Source organism: Chryseobacterium sp. POE27 (assembly GCF_039727685.1).
Classification (GTDB): Bacteria; Bacteroidota; Bacteroidia; order Flavobacteriales; family Weeksellaceae; genus Chryseobacterium.
In genome coordinates, this window is sequence record NZ_CP152475.1 from 1,939,826 (window position 1) to 1,962,546 (window position 22,721).

The 22,721-nt window shown below is 35.5% G+C and carries 23 protein-coding genes, 1 other RNA gene and 2 pseudogenes; 9 read left to right on the plus strand and 17 right to left on the minus strand.

Features of this window, described 5'->3' with window-relative positions; genetic code table 11:
* The first annotated feature begins 65 nt into the window (after positions 1-65).
* Entirely contained in the window at positions 66-1,130 is a 1,065-nt protein-coding gene (locus tag AAHI02_RS09120; RefSeq protein WP_346986372.1) for a hypothetical protein, read from the plus strand.
* A 120-nt stretch (positions 1,131-1,250) separates the two neighbouring features.
* Positions 1,251-1,946: a hypothetical protein gene (locus AAHI02_RS09125; RefSeq protein ID WP_346986373.1), complete on the plus strand. Its 696-nt coding sequence runs from the start codon at positions 1,251-1,253 to the stop codon at positions 1,944-1,946.
* 112 nt (positions 1,947-2,058) lie between these two features.
* Here AAHI02_RS09125 and AAHI02_RS09130 read toward each other — a convergent pair whose 3' ends face one another.
* The 7 genes from AAHI02_RS09130 to AAHI02_RS09160 all read right to left on the minus strand — a co-directional run bounded on the left by AAHI02_RS09130 (position 2,059) and on the right by AAHI02_RS09160 (position 7,985).
* Positions 2,059-2,430, minus strand: coding sequence for a hypothetical protein (locus AAHI02_RS09130; protein WP_346986374.1), 372 nt, complete (start codon positions 2,428-2,430; stop codon positions 2,059-2,061).
* Between the two features lie 140 nt (positions 2,431-2,570).
* Complete coding sequence (locus tag AAHI02_RS09135) at positions 2,571-3,257, minus strand: hypothetical protein (RefSeq protein ID WP_346986375.1); 687 nt, start codon at positions 3,255-3,257, stop codon at positions 2,571-2,573.
* 437 nt (positions 3,258-3,694) lie between these two features.
* Positions 3,695-5,227 carry a M20/M25/M40 family metallo-hydrolase gene (locus AAHI02_RS09140; RefSeq protein ID WP_346986376.1) on the minus strand — a complete coding sequence of 511 codons (1,533 nt, stop codon included), beginning with the start codon at positions 5,225-5,227 and terminating at the stop codon, positions 3,695-3,697.
* Positions 5,228-5,530: 303 nt separating this feature from the next.
* A complete protein-coding gene (locus AAHI02_RS09145; protein WP_346986377.1) occupies positions 5,531-5,698 on the minus strand; it encodes a hypothetical protein in 168 nt (55 codons plus the stop codon).
* Between the two features lie 277 nt (positions 5,699-5,975).
* A complete protein-coding gene (locus AAHI02_RS09150) occupies positions 5,976-6,725 on the minus strand; it encodes a hypothetical protein (RefSeq protein WP_346986378.1) in 750 nt (249 codons plus the stop codon).
* A 208-nt stretch (positions 6,726-6,933) separates the two neighbouring features.
* The gene (locus AAHI02_RS09155) at positions 6,934-7,410 is read right to left on the minus strand and encodes a hypothetical protein (protein ID WP_346986379.1); all 477 of its coding nucleotides are present in this window, start codon (positions 7,408-7,410) and stop codon (positions 6,934-6,936) included.
* Between the two features lie 152 nt (positions 7,411-7,562).
* Complete coding sequence (locus tag AAHI02_RS09160; RefSeq protein ID WP_346986380.1) at positions 7,563-7,985, minus strand: hypothetical protein; 423 nt, start codon at positions 7,983-7,985, stop codon at positions 7,563-7,565.
* A 41-nt stretch (positions 7,986-8,026) separates the two neighbouring features.
* Between AAHI02_RS09160 and AAHI02_RS09165 the strand changes: the two genes are divergently transcribed.
* Entirely contained in the window at positions 8,027-8,179 is a 153-nt protein-coding gene (locus AAHI02_RS09165; protein WP_346986381.1) for a hypothetical protein, read from the plus strand.
* 19 nt (positions 8,180-8,198) lie between these two features.
* Here the strand turns inward: AAHI02_RS09165 and AAHI02_RS09170 are convergent, their stop codons facing one another.
* From AAHI02_RS09170 to AAHI02_RS09190, 5 genes and pseudogenes are all read right to left on the minus strand, one after another.
* The gene (locus tag AAHI02_RS09170; RefSeq protein ID WP_346986382.1) at positions 8,199-8,843 is read right to left on the minus strand and encodes an HD domain-containing protein; all 645 of its coding nucleotides are present in this window, start codon (positions 8,841-8,843) and stop codon (positions 8,199-8,201) included.
* Positions 8,844-9,683 carry an alpha/beta fold hydrolase gene (locus AAHI02_RS09175; protein WP_346986383.1) on the minus strand — a complete coding sequence of 280 codons (840 nt, stop codon included), beginning with the start codon at positions 9,681-9,683 and terminating at the stop codon, positions 8,844-8,846.
* An 87-nt stretch (positions 9,684-9,770) separates the two neighbouring features.
* Positions 9,771-10,663: pseudogene (locus AAHI02_RS09180) on the minus strand (ribokinase).
* Positions 10,664-10,707: 44 nt separating this feature from the next.
* Positions 10,708-11,343, minus strand: a complete 636-nt coding sequence (locus AAHI02_RS09185; protein ID WP_346986384.1) for a DUF4241 domain-containing protein — start codon at positions 11,341-11,343, stop codon at positions 10,708-10,710.
* A gap of 68 nt (positions 11,344-11,411) precedes the next feature.
* Entirely contained in the window at positions 11,412-14,027 is a 2,616-nt protein-coding gene (locus AAHI02_RS09190; protein WP_346986385.1) for a valine--tRNA ligase, read from the minus strand.
* A gap of 128 nt (positions 14,028-14,155) precedes the next feature.
* Between AAHI02_RS09190 and AAHI02_RS09195 the strand changes: the two genes are divergently transcribed.
* From AAHI02_RS09195 to AAHI02_RS09205, 3 genes are read left to right on the plus strand one after another with little or no spacing between them, the layout of a single operon-like run.
* Positions 14,156-14,683: a DUF1573 domain-containing protein gene (locus tag AAHI02_RS09195; RefSeq protein WP_346986386.1), complete on the plus strand. Its 528-nt coding sequence runs from the start codon at positions 14,156-14,158 to the stop codon at positions 14,681-14,683.
* 27 nt (positions 14,684-14,710) lie between these two features.
* A complete protein-coding gene (locus AAHI02_RS09200; protein WP_346986387.1) occupies positions 14,711-15,166 on the plus strand; it encodes a hypothetical protein in 456 nt (151 codons plus the stop codon).
* Positions 15,167-15,218: 52 nt separating this feature from the next.
* Complete coding sequence (locus tag AAHI02_RS09205) at positions 15,219-15,581, plus strand: hypothetical protein (protein WP_346986604.1); 363 nt, start codon at positions 15,219-15,221, stop codon at positions 15,579-15,581.
* An 88-nt stretch (positions 15,582-15,669) separates the two neighbouring features.
* On the opposite strand, the gene rnpB is transcribed toward AAHI02_RS09205, so the two are convergent.
* Positions 15,670-15,993, minus strand: an RNA gene (rnpB, locus tag AAHI02_RS09210) — RNase P RNA component class A.
* A gap of 156 nt (positions 15,994-16,149) precedes the next feature.
* On the opposite strand from rnpB, the gene AAHI02_RS09215 reads away from it, so the two are divergent.
* The 3 genes from AAHI02_RS09215 to AAHI02_RS09225 are packed head-to-tail and all read left to right on the plus strand — an operon-like array spanning position 16,150 to position 18,991.
* On the plus strand, positions 16,150-16,641 hold the full coding sequence (locus AAHI02_RS09215; protein WP_042722258.1) for a sigma-70 family RNA polymerase sigma factor: 492 nt from the start codon (positions 16,150-16,152) through the stop codon (positions 16,639-16,641).
* Positions 16,634-17,308, plus strand: coding sequence for a beta-carotene 15,15'-monooxygenase (locus tag AAHI02_RS09220; RefSeq protein ID WP_346986388.1), 675 nt, complete (start codon positions 16,634-16,636; stop codon positions 17,306-17,308). Before AAHI02_RS09215 ends, AAHI02_RS09220 begins: the two co-directional genes overlap by 8 nt.
* 60 nt (positions 17,309-17,368) lie before the next feature.
* Positions 17,369-18,991 (plus strand): AMP-binding protein, encoded by a 1,623-nt coding sequence (locus AAHI02_RS09225; RefSeq protein WP_346986389.1) that lies wholly within the window; start codon positions 17,369-17,371, stop codon positions 18,989-18,991.
* A 73-nt stretch (positions 18,992-19,064) separates the two neighbouring features.
* Here the strand turns inward: AAHI02_RS09225 and rpoN are convergent.
* The 4 genes and pseudogenes from rpoN to asnS all read right to left on the minus strand — a co-directional run bounded on the left by rpoN (position 19,065) and on the right by asnS (position 22,712).
* Positions 19,065-20,529, minus strand: a pseudogene (gene rpoN, locus AAHI02_RS09230) (RNA polymerase factor sigma-54).
* 156 nt (positions 20,530-20,685) lie between these two features.
* On the minus strand, positions 20,686-20,979 hold the full coding sequence (locus tag AAHI02_RS09235; protein WP_346986390.1) for a type II toxin-antitoxin system RelE/ParE family toxin: 294 nt from the start codon (positions 20,977-20,979) through the stop codon (positions 20,686-20,688).
* Positions 20,967-21,182 (minus strand): DUF2683 family protein, encoded by a 216-nt coding sequence (locus AAHI02_RS09240; RefSeq protein ID WP_346986391.1) that lies wholly within the window; start codon positions 21,180-21,182, stop codon positions 20,967-20,969. The genes AAHI02_RS09235 and AAHI02_RS09240 overlap by 13 nt, the downstream gene beginning before the upstream one ends.
* A gap of 81 nt (positions 21,183-21,263) precedes the next feature.
* Positions 21,264-22,712, minus strand: a complete 1,449-nt coding sequence (asnS, locus tag AAHI02_RS09245) for an asparagine--tRNA ligase (protein ID WP_346986392.1) — start codon at positions 22,710-22,712, stop codon at positions 21,264-21,266.
* Positions 22,713-22,721: the final 9 nt, after the last annotated feature.

Genomic DNA, 22,721 nt, shown 5'->3' on the forward strand with positions numbered 1-22,721 from the left:
CCAATACAATTATAGGTGCCTAAAATGGATTTTTTTAATATTCAAATTATTCAAATTTAATAACCATGGACGAAAAACTAGTGCAAGAAGAAACATTCCACATAGGACTTACTATGGCTGGCGCTGTATCGGCAGGATGTTACACTGCAGGTGTAATGGATTATCTTTTTGAAATTCTCGAAGTATGGGAGAATGCAAAAGCCGGTGAGTTGCCCTCAGGATGGAACAAAAATTTAATGAACTTTATTCCCAGGCATGATGTTGTTATTGATGTTATGGGAGGCGCATCTGCCGGAGGGATGACTACCATGATGTCGGCAATATATGCAATGAAAGGGAAGATAAATCCGGTAAATAATCCTTACAAAGTCTCCTCAATAAAAGATAATATCCTTTATGACAGTTGGGTCTTAATGGGAGATCATGAAAATAGCAAGGAAAAAGTTTTTGAAAAATCTTTGTCTCTGAAAGATTTGGAAGAAGATAAAATAATTTCCTTGCTGAATTCTGATTTTATTGATGAAATTTGCGATAATGCATTCATAGATGATGTTGGAAGCGATAAGAAATTGCCCAAATACATTTCAGTGGAGCTAGAGGTATTGCTATCACAGACCATGCTGAGAAATGTTCCATTACCTATGGATTTTTCAACTCCGTTTGGGAGCCTGAAAAAAAGAAAAGAAAATCCAAAATACAACACGTTTGAACATTTTGTAATTTCACATTTTAAATTGGATTATGATGAGAATAATCCATTACACAAAGATTTTTATCTGCCTCTTGCTCCATTTAGTAGCCAAAAAGAGATTGTAGACCGATTAAAACTTACCACAAAAGCAACAGGAGCATTTCCGATCGGTTTAAGTTTTCGAAAGTTTTTTAACAATGAATTTACTGTTGAATATATTAAGAATAATTCCAGAAAATTATTGCACGATAAAATACAGCCCGAAAACATCCCAACAGATCCTCCGATTGATTTTGAAGATGTCGCGGATCCTTTCAATTTTGTTGGTGTTGACGGAGGTGCAATCAATAACGAGCCTATTGGCGAGGTGTTGAATGTCTTGAAAGAACGTTACGGAGAAAAAAAGAAGGAGAATATGATAAGTTTGGACTTATCATGATCGATCCATTTCCCAACCATATTTACAATGATGAATATAGTCAACCCGAAGATGTATTTTCGGTAATCCCCTCAATTTTAGGAACATTGCAGGACCAGGCAAGAATAAAAAAGAAGAGAGATGCTGGAATTTCACACTGAAAAATATTTACGAGGTGAGATCTATCCTGTCAGATATACAAAAGAACATAAACTTGAACAATATCATATTGCTTGTTCCTCTGTTTTTGCTTTTGGAGGTTTTTTAGACATCAGTTTCAGGCATCATGATTTCTTTTTGGGAAGAGATAATGCCAGAAATTTTTTCAAAGTCTATTTTTCATTTGAATATGATCCGGATAATAACAACATTCACCCTATACATAGGAATTGGACCATCGATATGATCAATGCTTTTAAGTTTAAAAGAGAAGGGAAATATTTTTTACCCATAATTCCCAATCTTTTTGAGTTAAAAGACAAATTTGATAAGGTAGACAGAAATCCTTATGAAAGGACAGTGAAGAATTGGCCCCAATACGATGCAAACAAATTACTCCAGCTTTCTGATAAAATGGAAGCCCGAGTGAAAAAAATTATAGAGCTAACGTATAAAAAAATCACAGATTCCAAAGAAGATAACAATCATCCAAAAACAAATTATATTGTCCAAAAGTACTATCGTGAAAATATATTCACTCGTTTCTCAGGATGGATAGGGAGTAAGACGCTCAGTATCATTTTTCAGACTAATAAAAATAAAATAGCAAGAAAAATTTCCAAAGCACTTATTGAAAAAGTTCTTAAGGATTTGGAAGAAAAAATGCTCTTGAAGTAACTTAAAAGATTTAATGAAGTTGAGGAATATTAATGATTCTCTAAAATAGGTCGGACATCTTGATTTAAAAATTATTTAATAAAAAACCTCTTTACCTAACATTCGTACTTGTCTAAGAATTAGAAATTATTTTAAAAGGCTTAAAATTTACATTTGGAAACATTTTCTTTGACCTGTCGTTTACACTATCAATTGTTTTTTGATCTAAATCTATTTTTAAAATTTCACCATTCTTTCTTAGAATTCCGGATCTAAAATCAGTTTTAATATCTTTTGATAAGTTGCTTAAAATATTTGCTGTAACTACAAATTCAATTTTTGCAGCCCTATCAGTTTTAGCATCAAATTTATAGTGCTCCTTTTGTAATTCTACATTATTTGTTAAAGGAAACGCTATAGTATATTCCATTTCTGCAGTATATTTATCACACAGGAAATCATTGTAAAAAGAAATAACAGCTTTTTCATAGTTTAGTTTTTTCAAATATAGGAAAAAAGAGAAAACCAAATTTTACGTAAAGTCGTAACAAAAAAATCCCAGCCTGCAATGACCGGGATATTCATTTGAAAAGTCTCAACCCCTTTTCAAACTATAATTTAGCTATATGATGTTGGTGTATTAGTTTAGTTGCATAAGGTAAGGAACTGGTGGTTCATTTGTACTTTGAATTTAGCATCCGATTTCAGCTTTGCGTAAATCGTACTTTCAAAAAGTCCTAATTCTTTTAATTTATGATCTATATATTCTGCGATCTGAACGATTGAGAATATAAAGTCTCTGTAAACAGAAATATTAACTGTTTGCCCGTAAACAGGAAGATAGGCTTTCAGGAAAGGCAGCGTAGACTGGTGCTGATTGTAATTCACGCAATATCCGGCACCATCTCTGGCAGTTATGACGTCATAGTCGTTGATTAAACTCATGACATCTTTATCCTTGTTTCCGGAAATATGCCTGTTGATCTTGTCTAAAATATGCTGGGCATATTCCATCATGGTGATGGTTTTCCACTCAAACACATGATTCATATTTTTAGAACTTTTCGGAGATTTACCGTTGTCGCAACCTGTACAGAATGAAAGACCTATTTTGTCGTAAGAAGGAAAGAAACAATCTTTGATCTGAATAGAAGCGTCTGCCTTAAGTCTGTCATTGGCAAAATTGTAATACAAATAAGGACTATACAATTCTGCAAGTGCTTTCAGATAGTCAGTCTCGGATGTATTATGATATTCTTCAAACCATTTTTCAAGGTTGTCGTAATAATGGTTTTCAAATTCATTAAAACTTAAATATAATGGCAGTTCCATAGCTTCGTTGTTTTTGATATGACAAAGCTAATTGGGTAATGCGACAAAACTTGACGTATTATTTTTATTGAAAAACTTTTTTTTGAAGTGGGTTTGTTTTTGAACGCAAAAGGCGCTAAGTTTTTCTTTTAAATTATTGAGGATATTTTCGTTCGCAAAGGCGTTTCACTCAGCTAAGATCGCTATGTAATTGATCGTGGTAAACTTGTTCTAACGCCGGAGAGCGCTAATTTTTTTTAAATAAGTGCGCATATTTTTCGTTCGCAAAGGCGCTTCACTCAGCTAAGATCGCTATCTGACAATATACTTTTTGGCTTAATTGTACTTCTGTTGAGAGATCCTACTGCTGCGGGATAAGGATGATGACCGATTTTTGCTATCATCTTTAAAGCCTATCAATGATCCTTCATCAATTATCATTTATCTTTTATCAATTATTATTCATCATAGTTTCTCATGATATATTCAAAGTAATGAATCATTTTCATATAGTTTTCGATGCTAAGATATTCATTGGTGCTGTGGATGGATTGTTTTTCGGCGTTGTTTATTTTGATGGGCATGAATCGATAGATGTTCTTGCTTACGATCTGATATTTGTACGCATCTGTTGCGCCAACGGTGAGGTAAGGTGTAACAATTGCTGAAGGATGAATTTCTTTAATGGCAGATTCTATTAAATTAAAGGCTTTTGTATTGGTTGGGGAAACGGCTGAAGCTTCTTTGACAGTGTCAATTTCTTCAATTTCCACATCGAATCCTTTGGTGGCTTCGGCAATATGCTGTTTAACGTCTTTGACGGTATTTCCGGGAAGCAGCCTGAAGTTGACAATGAATTCTACTTCAGGGGAAAGGACGTTGGGAGCATCACTTCCTTTCATCATCGTGAGCGCGGTTGTGGTACGTACCAATGCATTGGTGGAATTATTTTTGGTGAGCTGGGAAAGAAGCACGGGCTTCAGCAGCCATTGATTGCCGATGGCCATCCTGTTGATGAAAGACATTGATCCACCAACATTGGTGAAGAACTGATTAATAAGAGGTGTTACAACAGGCTTCATCTGGTCGTTTTCAAGACGTTGCATGATGATCGCTGCTTTCCCGATGGCGCTTTCTGTGGGCGGCATTGAGGAATGTCCGCCAAGACCTTTTACTTTAATCTTTATGGAGAGAAAGCCTTTTTCGGCACACCCTATTACTGCAATATCTGAATTAATTCCTGTTACACTACCCTTTTCGAGAATTAAACCGCCTTCGTCATATACGGCATCAAAGGTGATATTTTTGTTTTTGAAGTACTCCGCTATTTTTACAGCTCCTTGTTGTCCGCCTACTTCTTCATCAAATCCGAAGGCAAGGTAGATATCTCTTTGAGGAGTATGCTTTGTTTTGATTAGATTGTTCATGGACTCAAGAAGAGAGAAAAGCATTCCTTTCATATCGATGGAACCCCTTCCATAGATTCTTCCATGAGCAACTGCCCCGGAGAACGGCCCGAAATCCCATTCTTCAGAAACGTCTGATACGGCAGGCAAAGGTTTATCATCGGGTTTGAAAACATTTTCACTTTTATCTTTCACCTCGGCACCTCCCGGAGGAACGACATCGGTGTGGGAAAGAAATAAGATGGGGTCAAGAGAAGAGTTATTTCCTTTAAGTCTAAATACCAGTCCGTAAGTATTGACCTCAATAAATTCCGTATTCTGATAAACAAGAGGATAAGAAGATTTAAGATATTCTTTAATGGTATCGAATGGTGAGTAATTAAATTCTCCCAATTCGCCAGATGACACAGAAGGAATCTTCAGTCCGCCTGAGAGTCTTTGAACTGCGGAATCGTCTTTTATCATTTTCCAGCCACTAGAAGAATTAGCATTAGCTTTTTTAAAAGGATAGCTAAATGTTTTGATTAAAACAATAATGATGAGGAGGAGAATAATGCCGATTATGATGAAGATGAGTTTTTTCATGGGCGTTTCGGATTGGGTTGTTTTTATAGGATGAGATATTATATAGGGTTTGACTTAAGGATTTTTAACAGCTTTCACGATGGCCTTGTTTTGAATTTCTAAGGTATTGAAATAATCAACAGCCTGAGAAAAAATTTAATTTACAATCAAAAATTCATCAATATCATTGAAAGAAAATACTTTTACATCGTAAAAATCTTATTCGACTACGCAAACATTTAAATCAACATTGGTCATATTTATTTTTACACAGCTAAAATATTAAACAACCATGCTCATATCTACTTTTACATCGCTAATATATTACTCAACATCGCCTACATCTCTTTTAACATCGCTAAAATATAAAACAACATTACGAGATTTTACTTTTACACCAGTCATATCTAAAATTACATGACTTACTTTTATTAATACATCGCAAAAATATTCACCAACATGATGAAAAACAAAAACTCCTTTATGAAACAATTTTCATAAAGGAGTTTAGTTAATACTGAAGACGAAGTTTTTCCCTATATTCACAAACTTCTCGATACGGTTTTTTTTCAAAAACCTACTCGAAGTGACGTGCGCGTTAATTATACAATACGAATATTCGTCCGTCTGTTCGAGTTTTTTTGCAGTGAAACTGCGAAAATGTATCGAGAACCTAGTGTACTTTCGGCAGATAGTGCAACTTCCCGGTAAGACTTCTTCAAAATCTATTGAAGTGACGAATGTGAATCAAAACGCATAAAAAGTTTAATTACCGTTTTCTTTTTACAAAAAGCAGGGATGAAATTTGTTTGTATTGAGGGCTTGTAGCTCCGAAAACCGATTTTACATATTGCTTTACCTCTTTTGTAATCTGACACAATCCTGTGAGATTATTATACAATACCTGATCTCTGGATAACCTTGCGTTGGAATATTCTGTATAAGCATGAATAAGGGCGGTGTTCTTATTTTTCATATCTGCCAGCTTATTCTGTAAGTCACTGGTCTTTAATTCTTCTTCATTCGGATTGTAGGCAGCACTTTGTTCCAGCACCTGAATTAAATTGGAGAAGTGATTGATCTTGCTGTCGTAACTTTGTTGAGACGTGGAAATGGTTCTTGTAGGGTTTTCGGTTTCTTCTTCTGACTTCCCGGCTTCCGGTTTTGTTTTTGTTCTCCCCTGCAGCTTTTTGTTGTAGGATTTGGCATTGCTGAGCATCAGAGGATTTGTTTCTGACACAGCCAGTGCGTTAACGATCTTTGTTGCCAACGGATTCAATTCTTTAAAGACTTCGGCGCGTTGGTTGGTGGCATTGTCAAACAGTGCTTTTCTAGTTTGGGCTTCGTTTAATTTTAAGAGAGCGTCTTCATACAGTACTTCAAGGTTGGAAATCTTCAATTCTTCTTTTACAGGATTGTATTTGTCGCCATAGGCTGTACAAAAAGAGATGAGATCCTGAAGGTTAGCGATGTTTTTGGAGTGTCCTGTTTCGCTTACAGAGTTTTTCGTGTTTTTCATATTTATGTTTATTATATCTCTACAAATATATATTTTAATTTTATTATTTTGAGGAAAACGAAAATTAATTGCTTGATTTACAGTATCATATAAAATATTTTATTTTATGTAAGTTTTAAAGAATTGTTTTCATGGGAATTTAAAAACCACTGCATTTTTTGTAGTGGTTTCTACTAAAGAGACACTCTTATTAGCGTGGGAAATAATACTATTTTTTATAATTCTCCCAATAAAATGTTGTTTTATAGATTTTAGAAGAAGTTATAAATTCCTCAATTTTATTCTCAATTTTAACAAAAACAGGATTTTCATTTTTGTTGCATTTTATTAAATTAAAATTATCTTTCTGAGAATTGAATGTAATTGCTGACTTGTGTGTCAGTATCATATCTTCATAATAGCAATTGCTAAGTTCTGATTTTGAGGAAGAATATAATTTATTAATATCTTTTAAATCTTTAGGATCAAGTTTTAAAAATATTCTGATATTCCTAACTACTTCGTTCTTATCATTATATTCTTTATATTCATATACATCTGTTAAACTATTATACACACGTTCTTCAAAAATCGTCCCTAAGTGATAATCTTCATAATGATAAATGAAATGATTGTTTTTTATACTTTGAGACTTACATCCTTGAAAAATACTTAAAAACATTATTATATAAAGATAATTTGTCATAACAATTAATATTTCATGTAATGATCAAAAAAAACTGGCAATAAGCCTATCATATGGTTTATTATTATACTCTTATTTCCTTATGGTCTAACATAGCACGATCGAGACAATCATTCTATAACGGTTCCGGCTTGCTTCGCAAGCCGGAACCGTTATTTTCTATTTCTTATAAGTAGCATCAGATTGAGAAAGAGGAGGAGAAAATCCAGTGTGATCCAAATGCCTACTTTTATATTTTCATAATTGTAAGCCTCCACCTGTTTTTTAGCGAGATCTGAAAGTTTAACACTCTGGTTGATATAATTTCGGATCTCAATAATCTGATCAATATTTTTATTGGGTAGCGCGTGTTGTGAAAAATAAACAAGATTTTTCTTTCCTAGATAGCCGACGATCCAATATTCATCAGACTTATCCATTTTAAGATATTCGATTCTGTAATATTCGGGACGGATTTTTCCGATATGCTTCGTGTCAATCACTTTGCCGGCTTCGGAATCATTAATCGTCACCACATAAAAATCCAGCGGCTGCGGAAGCTTATTAATAACCTGCAGAGCTACAGAATCTTCCACAATTCCTATTGCACTTTTTTTTAATAAACCAATAGGTAAAAATGGAAATCGAAAAAACAATGGTGACAATGCGGAACAATTTTGCCCACTCCGCTCCTTTTCCTCTTTTTATTTTAGATAAAAACAGAGAAAATACGGACGCCCAGAAGATAACCAGAACAATGAATACCATACTGCAAAGATACTTATTTTAAGAAGTTTTCAGAAGGAATATCAGCTGACATTCCATTCTTTATAAAACTGATCAAGAAACTGCAGCATATAATCATGTCTTTCGCCAGCGATTTCTTTTCCTTTTTGGGTATTCATGAGATCTTTCAGCAGCAAAAGTTTTTCATAAAAATGATTGATCGTCGTACCGTCAGACTTTTTGTATTCCTCTTTTGACATATTAAGTTTTGGCTTAATTTCCGGATCATACATCAGATTATTTTTAAAACCACCAAAATTGAATGTTCTGGCAATACCAATGGCACCAATCGCATCAATCCTGTCTGCATCCTGAACGATTTTAAGTTCAACAGGAAGATCTTTCGGAACCTCGCCCCTGTTCTTGAACGAAATATTTTTAATAATAAATAAAACCTTTTCAGTCACTTCTTCCGAAGCACCTTGACTTTCCAGGAATTCTCCTGAAACTTTTAAGGCCAGTGTTTCATCACCGGCATGAAATTTAGGATCGGCAATATCATGCAACAGTGCTGCAAGCTCTACAACTTCACGATTACATTCTTCCGTTTCGGCTATTTTCTTCGCCAGTTTCCATACCCTTTCGATATGAAACCAATCGTGTCCGGCTTCCGCACCTTTAAGTTTTTCTTTGACGAATTCTACCGTTTTTTCTATCAGATTCTTCATTTATATCAATTCATTTAAAATAATATTCCAGAGCTTTTTGTTGTAGCTTCTAAAAAAATTAACGTGACCTATTTCTCCTTTATCAGATTCGGAGGTTTTGATCAGCCTGTAGGTAGGTTTCAGATTCGGATAGGTTTCGTTTAAAAGGCTTTTCACACCTTTTTCAGTCAGCCAAACATCATCCTCTGCCCTGATTACAAAGACTTTCTGTGTTAAATTTTTAGAATAATCCTCAGTTTTATTCAATAAGCCATTGGTGGATTTCCTGTTTAAAATTAAGGTTCTCCAGTCATATGCGCAATTTTTCGGAAGACTTTCTCCCAGCCCGAACCACTGTGCAGGGAAATAGCCTAATAATGTTGTTGTTAGCGGCTGTACAATCCCGAAGCCCAGATATGCTTCTATTTTTGTTCGGAATTTTAAATTTCCGACGAATGCATTCTGAGTTCCTACAAAAATAAATTCATCAAAAATACCGGAGTCTTTATTCATTCCTAGAATCAAAGCCCCAACGGAGTGTCCTACACAATATTTTTTAAAATCTTTAAAATTACCCTTTATATATTCTGTTACTGCTTTAAAATCTTCAGCGCCCCAAATTCTCATGGAAGCGTTAAAATTCTTCATCTTAACGGGTTTTGAAAGTCCTATTCCCCGGTAGTCATAGGTGATAACGGTAAATCCTTTTTCAGCGAAATACCTGGCAAAAGAAAAATAGACCTGCTGCTTCACGCCTGTCGCAGAGTTGATAAGCAGCAACCGCTGATTACTCTGATCGGGTAAAAACAAATGAGCCGTGATTACAGCATGATCCTGTGTTGTAATGGTTAATTGCTGCATAGATAAAAGAAAAAATCCACTATAAAAGTGGAAATTTTAGTTTGTATTTTAGAATAAGCTTAAAACTTTCGATATGTACCAAATAGCTTATGAAATAAAATCTGATATTCTGGGAAGTCCGGTCTGTGATCCTTTTTTTTGCAGAAACTCTTGCAGAAACTTCATTCCCGAATTTGACGCAGTCTTCAATATCATTGTTGTGGCACAAGGCAATGGAAAATCCCACAGTGAAGGCATCGCCCATTCCCATTTTATAGATGGTATTATCCTTATCATTCCTGCAGTATTTCATTTCGGTGCCGTCAAAATAAACAGTCGAATTGATATCATCTCTTACAAATACTTTATTGAAATATTTCTTCAGAATTTTTTCTCGTTGCTCTTCTCCAAAAAGAATATGAAGTTCATTGCTTTTTACCACAATAAAATCGAGATTTTCAACAATCTCATCTTTTAGCTTTTGCGCAGGCGATGCGTACAGCCCTACTTTTTTTACCGCATTTTTTGGCTTTATCAACTGTAAATTCAACGACATCCATTGAAACCTCCAGCTGAAGAAGAATAAGATCTGTGGTCCGGAAATATTTATCGGCAGATTCTATATGTTCGTTGCTTAAATAATTATTGGCGGCAGGCACTACCACAATGGCTGAACTGCCTTCCGAAGTTGTCACGTAGGCCGTTCCGCTGGCATCATGATCTGTTTCAAAAACAAAATCTATATTTACGTTTTCACTGATCATATTTCTCATGATCTGTTGTCCCAGAGGATCCATTCCCACACAACCTATGAAATGCACCTTTGCACCCAGTCTTGCCGCGCCCACAGCCTGATTGGCTCCTTTTCCTCCAAAAAAACTTTCAGACGTACTTGCAATCACTGTTTCGTTGCTGCAGGGAACTTTTTCGGTTTCCAGAATAAGGTCTACCGATGAGCTCCCGACAACGATGATTTTCGGTTGTTGTGATGAGAAATTCATTGCCTTTATATTAATATTGTGATGGTGTTGGTTTGTAAATATAATTAACTGATCTCAATAAATTCAGTTACTATTTTTACCGGCGACTGATTTTTATCGTAAGCAATATAGCTTGCATAAAAACCCTCACCATATCCTGTCTCAAAGGCAAAAATAGTTCCAGGATGGTTTTCGGATGGCTTTAAAAATGCATATTGATCAATCGCTCCGTTTTCATCAAAAAAATATTCGTGGAAAAACTCTTCGTAAATTCCCATGAAATCGACTCCTTTACGGTGATATAATTTCTGCTCAAGATCATTAAGGCTACTTTGAGTATCGGCATCCATAAAACATCCCATACCACTTTCTACCGGATACCCGAAAACTTCTTCATCAGTGAGGTCTTTAACATTCTGCCCTTCTGTTGTCGCTAATTTCCAATCTGCAATTTCCGCATTATTAAAGATTATTTCTACATAGGCCACACAATTGCTTTCTCTTTCTTTATGTACAAGAACAGAAAAATCTCCTTTGGGAAATTCGGCAGAAAAGGGTTTCATATCATTCGTGATCAGTGGATCACAGGCAACAAGCTTTCCACTGGAAAGGTAAATTTTCCCAACTTCAAAGCTTTCTATCAAAGGACTTTCTATGAAGTTTTTTGAGAATAGCTTTTTTATATTTTCTAAATGTGTCATGTTATATTTTAGGTTAAAATTAAGGTTGAGGCTAAGCTTGATACTCAGCCTTAACCTAAACCTTTACATTACAAGCTTTTCAATTTCTCTTCCAAAATCGCAATTTTATCAAGCGCATCTTTTTGCTTTTTGCGCTCAACTTCTACGATTTCAGGTTTTGCATTGGCAACAAACTTTTCATTGGAAAGCTTTTTATCAACAGAAATTAAGAAGCCTTTTAAATATTTCAATTCTTCTTCTGTTTTTATTTTTTCTTCCGCTAAATCTAGGTTTTCACTTAAAGGAATAGAAACTTCCGTTGATCCCACCAAAAATGTAAAACTAGGCTTATCAGTCTTTGTTCCGAAATGAATTTCTGAAACATTTGCCAGCTTTCTAATCACAGCTTCATTGGCAAATGCTGAAGCGTTGGTATAAATTTCGGCCGCTTCTTTAGGGGAAATTCCTTTTGTCTGGCGGTAATTTCTTATACCCGAAATAATTTCAGACGCCGTTTCGAAGTTTTTAATAATATCTTCATTGAACGATTCCGCTTTTTTCTGCTGAGCGATAATCAGTGCATCCTCAGTATTTCTTTCTGAAATTGTTTGCCATAATTCTTCCGTTAAGAAAGGCATAAATGGATGAAGTAGTTTCATTAATTCTTCAAAAAGAGCAACTGTTTTATTGTAAACTTCCTTTGAAATTCCTTCTCCGTAATTTGGTTTAATTGCTTCCAAATACCAAGAACAGAAATCATCCCAAATCAGTTTATAAATTAAATGTAAAGCATCGGAAATTCTGAATTTTTCAAACTGATCGTTGATTTCAGCGATTGTTTTATTTAATTTATTTTCGAACCATTCGATTGCTTGAATTTCTGTCGAGTTTGCCGGCTTATCTTCGTGATTCCACATGTTAATTAAACGGAATGCACTCCAAATTTTAGACATGAAATTTCTTCCCTGAAGCATTAAGTCTTCATCAAAAAGAAGGTCATTTCCGGCTGCAGAACTTAGTAAAATCCCTACACGAACACCATCTGCTCCGTATTTATCCATCAATTCAAGCGGATCTGGAGAATTCCCTAAAGATTTAGACATCTTTCTTCTCTGCTTATCTCTTACAATTCCTGTGAAATAAACATTTTTAAACGGAACTTCTTTTCTGTATTCCAACCCTGCCATAATCATTCTGGCCACCCAGAAGAAAATAATATCCGGACCAGTCACCAGATCTGAAGTCGGATAGTAATAATTGATATCTCTATTTTCAGGATCCAGCAATCCGTCGAAGACCGACATTGGCCACAGCCACGATGAAAACCAGGTATCAAGAGCGTCTTCATCTTGTTTTAAGCTGGAAGCTGGAAGCTCGGAGTTAGAAGTTTTTTCTCTTGCGAGTTTTAAAGCTTCTTCAATACTTTCTGCAACTACGAAATCATTTTCACCATCACCATAATAAAACGCAGGAATTTGCTGTCCCCACCAAAGCTGACGGGAAATATTCCAGTCGCGGATGTTTTCCATCCAGTGTTTGTAGGTATTTTTAAACTTTTCAGGATAAAATTTAACCTCATCATCCATTACTACATCCAAAGCGGGCTTTGCAATTTCAGACATTCTCAGGAACCATTGAACAGAAACTTTAGGCTCAATCACTGCACCTGTTCTTTCAGAAGTTCCTACTTTATTTACGTAATCTTCTGCTTTCAACAAAAGATCTTTTTCTTCCAGTTCTTTTGCGATCTGTTTTCTTACCTCAAATCTGTTTTTTCCTGCATAATGCAGCCCGTAATCATTAAGATTTCCATCATCATCTAAAGCATCAATCATTTGAAGATTGTGCTTTTGTCCGATTTCATAATCATTAACATCGTGAGCAGGTGTAATTTTTAAGGCACCCGTTCCGAATTCAATATCTACATATTCATCTTCAATAATTGGAATGACTCTGTCAACAATCGGTACAATTACTTTTTTACCTTTTAAATGAGCATATCTTTCATCATTAGGATTAATACATACCGCAGTATCACCGAAAATAGTTTCAGGACGAGTGGTAGCTACCGAAAGGAATTCTTCTGATCCCTCGATGGCATATTTCAGGAAATATAATTTTCCGTTTTGTTCTTTAAAGATTACTTCTTCGTCAGAAATATTTGTTTTTGCTTCAGGATCCCAGTTCACCATTCTGTAACCACGATAGATCAATCCTTTATTATAAAGATCAACAAAAGATTTAGTAACCTGTTGAGAAAGTTTTGGTTCCATCGTGAAGCGGGTTCTGTCCCAATCGCAAGAACATCCGAGTTTTTTAAGCTGCTCAAGGATTGTTCCTCCGTATTTATCAGTCCATTCCCAGGCGTGCTTTAAGAACTCTTCTCTTGTAATGTCAGATTTATTAATTCCTTCAGACTTCAGTTTGGCAACAACTTTTGCTTCCGTAGCAATGGAAGCATGATCTGTTCCCGGAACCCAGCAGGCATTGAAGCCCTGCATTCTTGCACGGCGGACCAGTACATCCTGAATGGTATTATTCAGCATATGCCCCATGTGTAAGATCCCCGTAACGTTTGGCGGAGGGATGACAACAGTATAAGGCGGCTTTTCATTCGGCTCTGAATGGAAGTATTTGTTTTCCAACCAGTAATTGTACCACTTTTGTTCTGTTTCCTGTGGATTGTACTTTTCTGAAATCTGCATAAATTCTTTTACTTTACTTTACAATTTGCAAAAATAGTCTAAAGAAAAAAAATTTTAAGTATGAATTAAAATAATTTTTAACTTTGTTTCTCAAAATTTATCTAACAACATATTTAATATTCAAGAATATGAAAAAATTAATCGCAGGAATTGCATTATTCGGAACATTCGCATTAGCATCTGCACAAACTATCACATTTGATAAAACTACTTTTGATTACGGAACTATTAAACCTAGTTCAGACGGTATCAGATTCTTCACCGTAACCAATACAGGTGATAAGCCTCTTATCCTTTCGAATGTAAAAGCATCTTGTGGATGTACGACCCCTGAATTTAGCACGGATCCTATCATGCCAGGAAAATCTGCTAAGATCAAAGTTGGATACAATACAGCTATTAACGGTGGATTCAACAAAACAATCGAGGTGTTTTCTAACGACCCGGTAAACAACAGAAGTGTAATCTACATCAAAGGAAACGTAGATCCTAATGCCCCGGATCCAAAACCTTTAACTCCTGCAGAACTTAAAGCTAAAGCTAAGGCTGACAAAAAAGCGGCTAAAGCATCTAAAAAAAGTTGCTGTTGCAAAGTAATTTCTACTCAAAAAAATAGAAGAACCGTCTCATTGAGGCGGTTTTTTTATTATATTTAAGTAATTACTTAATCTAATTAATATAATATGGACATCAATTTTTCAGACGACTTTTTAGTGAAAGGAAAATTTTCAATAAAAAATGCATCAACAGAATACAAAGGAAAGCTAACGAAGGAAGAAGGCGAAAAACTGCTTATTCTTGAAAAAGTAAAACTGCGGGAGCTGCAGGAAATATTATATTCAGATGGAAGCCAATCGCTTTTGGTAGTGCTTCAGGCCATGGATGCCGCCGGAAAAGACAGCATGATAGAACATGTTTTTGGAGGAGTAAATCCACAAGGATGTAACGTCATCAGCTTTAAAACCCCAAGCTCAAGAGAGTACTCACATGATTTTTTGTGGAGACATTATCTCGCGTTACCCAAAAAAGGCATGATTGGAATTTTCAACCGCTCGCATTATGAAAGTGTATTGGTATGCAAAGTTCATCCTGAATATAATCTGAACGAAAAAAACCTGGAAATCCGTAAAAGATTTTGATGAAAAGTTCTGGAAAAACCGGTATGAAAGCATCAGAAATTTTGAAAAACACCTGACTGACAACGGAACAACCATTGTAAAAATATTTTTGAATGTTTCTAAAGATGAGCAAAAGAAAAGATTGCTGGACCGAATTAACGAACAGGAAAAAAACTGGAAATTCTCAACAGCAGACCTTCCCGAAAGAGCATTATTCGACAAATATATGGAGTGCTATGAAACTGCCATCAACGAAACATCGAAAGATAATGCACCTTGGTATGTACTTCCTGCAGACAATAAATGGTTTGCCAGAGTAGCCGCAATTCAGATTATTATTGATACTCTGAAGAAAATGAATCTTAAATATCCTAAGCTTTCCGAAGAAGACAAAGCAGAATTACAGGAAGCAAAAAAACAACTGGAAAGTGAATAAATTGAGATGGAGGACGGAAGCTGGAGGTTTAAAATTACTATGTTAAAAACTTCCCTCTTCCAGCTTCTAACTTCCTGCTTTAAAAAAAATCACGAGAAAATCTGTAAGCCGGATTTTGTTCTCCCGAAGAAGTGCCTGTTATTTATCTGCGTCTTACATTGCTGCAAAACTTTAGCTGATTACCCCTCGGCTTTCAGAGCGAGCAACTCCTATTTTCATTGCTGAAAAGAACCGATATACTTATCATTGCACCGCAAAGAGTTTACCTGGTTTCACTACAGCCGAACTGTACATCCTTTCTGTTGCACTTGTCCTACCCTCGCGGGTGACGGATGTTATCCGCTTTGCTGCTCTACGGTGTCCGGACTTTCCTACCCTTGCCAAAGCAAGAATCAACAAGCCGATTTTCTCGTGGCTGCAAAGATACAATTTAATGTAACAATTTAGCAATGTAATAATATAACAGTGAAAATTACGCCAACTTTAATAATTGCTAGATTGTTAAATTATTACATTGCTAAATTGACATTTTGTCTTTATCTTCGTACCACTAAATTATACATCAGCATTGGCTTCAAAGGAAAAAGAATTTGCACAGCTTATTAAAGATAATCAGGGTCTGATTATCAAAGTTTCGCGTCTTTATACCAATTCTTTGGAGGATGAAGAAGATCTTTTCCAGGAAATTGTGTTACAATTATGGAGAAGTTATGACTCATTTAAAGGAAATTCTAAAATTTCTACTTGGATGTACCGTGTTGCTCTCAATACAGCCATTACCCTCTTCAGGAAAAAAAGCAAAAGCCTTCCTACTAATGAGTTGGATATTAATCACGCAGATTTTATCGAAGATGATGACGAAAAGCAACAACAGGTATCACTTTTGTACACTGTAATAAAAACACTTCCCAATGTGGAAAGAGCGATAGTAATGATGTATCTGGATGATTTGCCTTACAAGGATATTGCAGAAAACCTCGGAATCACCGAAGTTAATGCTCGTGTGAAGATGAACAGATTAAAGAAAACCCTTAAAGAAAAGATGGAAAAATATGCCTGAATTTGACTTAGACAGCTTTAAGAAAACATGGCAGGAACAACCTGTTCAGCAGAAATACGATGATAATGAAATCCTTAAGATGCTCAACAGAAAATCACGAAACTATGTGAAATATATTTTCTGGATCAGCGTGGCAGAATTCCTATTATTTTCTGTGATGGGAATATTCTATTTTTTTCAGGGTGAGGAATCTAACGGATTTCTAAATATTTTAGAGAAATTAGGAGCCCAAAAAACACCTGAAGTTGAAAACAGTTTCGATAATATCTATTGGATACTGAAGGTATTAAGCCTTATTGTCACAGCATATTTTGTTTATAAATTTTACCAGAACTATCGCAAAATACGAATTGAAGAAAATCTCAAAGGTCTGATTATAAGAATTATCAAGTTCAAAAAAACCGTTAATGCCTTTATTTTAATCAGTATTCTTTTATTGGTGGCTTTTACGTCAATTTTTACCATTTTTATATTTTATTCTTTAAGCTTACAGAATGTAGAGCCGAAAAACTCTGAGATGATGATATTTATCGTAGGAGTCATTCTTACAACTGCATTTTCAGTACTGCTTATCTGGCTTTACTACCGACTGGTTTACGGAATTATTATGAGTAAGCTCGATAAAAACCTCAAACAGCTTAAGGAAATCGATTCTCAGGAAATCTAGTATAGAACGCAGGAGTTTAAGATATAATTGTTAATTTTATGTATCCAAATCTTTCACTCCATGCAAACATCCTATGTTCACGGTTCTTCTGCTATTCCTTTATTAGGAGAAACTATCGGAAACAACCTTAAGAGAACTGTAGAAAAATTCCCCAATAATGAAGCGCTGATCTGTGTGCATCAAAATTACCGTGCTACGTATCAGGAATTTTACAATCAGACAACTGCTGTTGCAAAAGCATTAATTTTTCTCGGTGCAAAAGCAGGTGACCGCATTGGAATCTGGTCTGCAAATCGTTATGAATGGGTTCTTCTGCAATATGCTACCGCCAGAATAGGCGTCATTCTCGTTAATATTAATCCTGCATACCGGACGAGCGAACTGATTTTTGTGATCAATCAATCGGAAATGTCCCATATATTTTCCTCTCTAAATTTTAAATCAAGCGATTACAAAAATATGATTGCAGATGCCCGGGAATTTTGCGCAAGCCTGAAGTCAGAAATTTTCTTTGACGACAACTGGGATGATTTTCTCAATAACGGACAAAATATTTCAGACGACGTCCTGCACAGCTTTGAAGAACATGTACAGTTTGATGATCCGGTAAATATTCAATATACTTCCGGCACTACAGGCTTTCCAAAAGGAGTAACACTATCCCATCATAATATTTTAAATAACGGATATTTTATAGGAATAAGGCTAAATTACACCGAGAAAGACAGAGTTTGTATTCCTGTTCCGTTTTATCATTGCTTCGGAATGGTGATCGGAAATATTTGCTGTACTGCTCATGGTGCCTGTATGGTAATTCCTAATGACAGTTTTGATCCGGATATTACGTTAAAAGTCGTTTCCGATGAAAAATGTACCTCATTATATGGAGTTCCGACGATGTTTATTGCTGAATTGGCCGTAAAGAATTTTGAAAGCTTTGACTTTTCAAGTTTGAGAACTGGTGTGATGGCAGGTTCGGTATGTCCGCCTGAAATCATGAAAAAGGTAGAAAGCCTCATGAATATCAAAGAAATGAGCATCTGCTACGGCATGACGGAAACTTCACCCGTTTCTACTCAGACTTTGATTGGGACACCTTTTGAAAAACAGGTTCATACTGTAGGAACTGTTCAGGATCATCTGGAAATCAAGATTATTGATGAAAACGGAAAGACCGTTACCCGAGGAGAACATGGCGAACTTTGCACGAGAGGTTATTCTGTGATGTTGAAATATTGGAACGATCCCGAAAACACAAAGAAAGTTCTCGACGATTCCCGTTGGATGCACACAGGAGATCTGGCAACAATGGATGATGACGGCTATATTACGATCTCAGGGAGAATAAAAGATCTGATTATCCGTGGCGGAGAAAATATTTCTCCTAAAGAAATTGAAGACTTTCTCTATACTTATCCGAATATCTTAGATGTTCAGATCATTGGCATTCCCAGCGAAAAATTTGGCGAAGAAGTGATGGCCTGGGTAAAAGTAAGAAAAGGCTTTAATGTAACTGAAGAAGAGCTTGTGGATTACTGCAAAGAAAGAATCGCACACTACAAAGTACCCAAATTCTGGAAGTTTGTAGATGATTTCCCAATGACCATTTCAGGAAAAATACGAAAAGTGGAAATGAGAGAAATTTCTATCCGTGAACTTGGATTGGAAAAAGTAAACGATTAAAATATATTTGTTTAAAAATTTGTCAGATGTAAACCAAAGAAAAGCACTTCAATCTGAGGTGCTTTTCTATATTTTAAAGTTCTTTCCTTAATCTCGCGACCGGAATATTAAGTTGTTCACGATATTTAGCAATCGTTCTTCTGGCAATATTGTAGCCCTGTTCTTTCAGAATTACCACCAAGGCATCATCTGTAAGCGGTTTTCTTTTATTCTCCTTGCTGATGACTTCCAGAAGGTGGGTTTTAATTTCTTTTGTAGAAACCTCTTCACCATCGTCATTTGTAAGGCTGTCGGAAAACAGATCTTTCAAATAAATAATTCCGTTGGGTGTATCAGCATATTTGCTTTTCACAACTCTTGAAATAGTGGAAATATCAAAACCTGTAATATCTGCAATATCTTTTAAAATCATCGGCCTTAATGATTTTTCGTCACCTGTAAGGAAATAATCTTTCTGAAACTTTACAATGGCTGTAATTGTCTGTAACAATGTATTCTGACGTTGATTAATCGCATCAATATACCATTTGGCCGCATCAAGTTTTTGTTTGATAAATAAAGCTGCCTGCTTATGTTCAGAAGATTTTTTATCGTGAGAATAGGTCGTTAAAATATCCTTGTACTCCTCAGAAACTCTTAAAGTGGGAGCATTCTTGCTGTTTAGCATTGGGATTACCTGTCCGTCTTTTACCTGAATCACAAAATCCGGAATAATTTCCTGATTGATCGTAATCGTTTGAGTATCAAAATTCCCCCCCGACTTTCGGAGATAATTTTGAAATTTCATCCAGTGCATCTTTCAGATCTTCTTCCTCAATATCATATTTCTGAATGATCTTGTTGTAATGTTTGTTCGTTAAAGCATCAAACTGATATCTCAAAATATTGGCAGCCAGAGAAACTGCTTTATCAGAACTTACTTTTTTCTCGATCTGCAAAAGAAGGCACTCCTGCAGTCCTCTTGCTCCTACGCCTGGCGGATCCAGCTTTTGAACGTAATTTTCAAGAATATCTTCAACGTTTTCTTTCGTGGTATAAATTCCCTGAGAAAAGGCAAGATCATCAACAATAGATTTAATTTCTCTTCTTAAATATCCGTCGGTATCAAGATTTCCGATGATATATTCTGCGATTTTTTCATCTTCTTCATTAATATTCACAAGATGGATCTGCTCAAGAAGATAGTCATAAAGAGACTGCCCTTCCGTTAAAAGACTTTCATTATCAAATTCCTCATCATCTGAAGAATAGTTGCTGGATGCAGTTTTGTAGTTCGGCTCGTCATCATAAAGATATTGGTCAACATCAAAATCAGTCTGAATGCTTTCCGTTCCTTCGCTTTCATACGAATCTTCAAGGGCAGCATAATCATCTTCCTTAGATTCTTCTTTTGCGATCTCCAATGCCGGATTTTCTTCTAACTCTCTTTCAAGTTCCTCCTCAAATTCCAACGTATGAAGCTGGATCAACTTCATGAGCTGGATTTGCTGGGGAGCCAGCTTCTGTCCTAATTTGAGTTGTAAGTGTTGTTTAAGCATATTACTAGATGGTGTTTAACATAACATATTTTACGAATTTAGTGAAATAATTTGACAAAAATAAATTTTAGCACGATTTTTGCATTTAACACCCCATAATAAGCTATTTAAAATAAACAACAAAAGCCCTGAAGTATGATTTTCAGGGCTTTTTAATTATTCAAAACTGAAGTTTTTCAGGGCTTCTTCTGTTGTCCCAGAATGCGAGAATTTCAATAATATCTTTATTAATTCTGTAATAAAGAGAAAAATTTTTATCAGTACATAGCGTACTCCTTCGATTTCTGATAAAGAACCAATATTTGGATTTTTAGAAATAAGCTTTTCTTTCTTTTCAACTTCATTGATTAATTTAGTAGAGTATTTATTTGATTTATTATGATTGATCCAATATTCCAAAATATCAATATAATCACATTCAGCGTGATGTGACCAAATTATCTTAAACATTTTCTGGCCTTTTCAGCAACTGATTCGCTTGATGAAAATTTTCCTTCAGAAATATCCGACATTCCTTTCAAAATTTTTTCTTTCTGCCATTCCGTTAGATTTTCCTCTTTATCAATTTCAAAATTAATTTTCAATTCCTTTAAAAGAGCCTTTAGCAAATTAATTTGATTCTCATTATCCGTATGTATTGTAATTGTACTCATTTCCAAAATTTTAGTAAAGTTAATAAAAAAAATCCTTCTGTTTTGTTCAGAAGGATTTCAGTATTTTTAAGAATAAATATTTTAGAATTCTGCGTTTTTAGGTGTTCTCGGAAAAGGAATCACATCTCTGATGTTTGTCATTCCCGTTACGAAAAGAACCAATCTTTCCAATCCTAATCCGAATCCTGCATGCGGTACGGAACCAAATTTTCTGGTGTCTAAATACCACCAAAGCTCGTGTTCATCAACATGCATATCTGCCATTTTCTGCTTTAAAACATCCAATCTTGCTTCTCTCTCAGAACCGCCGATGATTTCACCGATTCCCGGGAAAAGAACATCCATTGCCGCAACAGTTTTACCGTCTTCATTAAGCTTCATGTAGAATGCTTTAATCTCTTTAGGATAATCAAATAACACTACCGGACTTTCAAAATGTTTTTCAACCAGATATCTTTCATGTTCAGACTGAAGATCGGTTCCCCAGTTTTCAACAGGATACTGGAATTTTCCTTTTTTATTTTCTTTTGAATTTAATAAAATCTCAATTGCTTCCGTATAAGAAACTCTTTTGAAACGTTTAGCAACAACATTTTCAAGCTTTTCTATGAGACCTTCTTTTGCTCTTTCCTTTTCAGGTTTTGATTTTTGTTCTTCTTCAAAACGCTTATCTAAGAAATCCAGATCATCTTTACAGTGATCCAAAACATACTGAATCACATATTTCAGGAAATCTTCCGCCAGATCAATATTATCTTCAAGATTATTGAAAGCAACCTCCGGTTCAATCATCCAGAATTCTGCAAGGTGTCTTGTTGTATTTGAATTTTCTGCACGGAAAGTCGGCCCGAAAGTATATATTCTTCCCAATCCCATCGCTGCAGTTTCGCCTTCCAGCTGTCCGGAAACCGTTAAGTTTGTTTTTTTACCGAAAAAATCCTGGGAAAAATCAATATCTCCCTGCTCATCTCTCGGAATGTTATTTAAATCGAAATTAGTTACTCCAAACATCTCACCTGCTCCTTCTGCATCAGCTCCTGTGATAACTGGTGTATTGATATAAAAGAACTGGTTTTGATTAAAGAATGAATGAATGGCAAAGCTCACTGCATGACGCACTCTGAAAACTGCACCAAAAAGATTTGTTCTGAACCTTAAATGTGCCTGATCTCTAAGAACTTCCAGAGAGTGCTTTTTAGGCTGAAGAATTGTTTTGTCTCTTTCCTCAGTGAAATTATCTCCCAGAATAATAATTTTTTTAGCTACAATTTCAACACTCTGCCCGGCACCCTGGCTTTCAACGACTTCGCCAACAACCTTCAGAGAGGCAGCCGTACTGATTTTACTGATAATTTCTTCATCGAAATTTTCAAAATCAACAACAATCTGCAAATTATTGATCGTAGAACCATCATTAAGCGCAATGAATCGATTGGCACGGAATGTTCTTACCCAGCCGTAAACCGTAATGTCATGATGTAATACTTTCTTGTAATCTCCTAGAATCTCCTTAATGGTTTGCTTTTTCATTTGTTGATT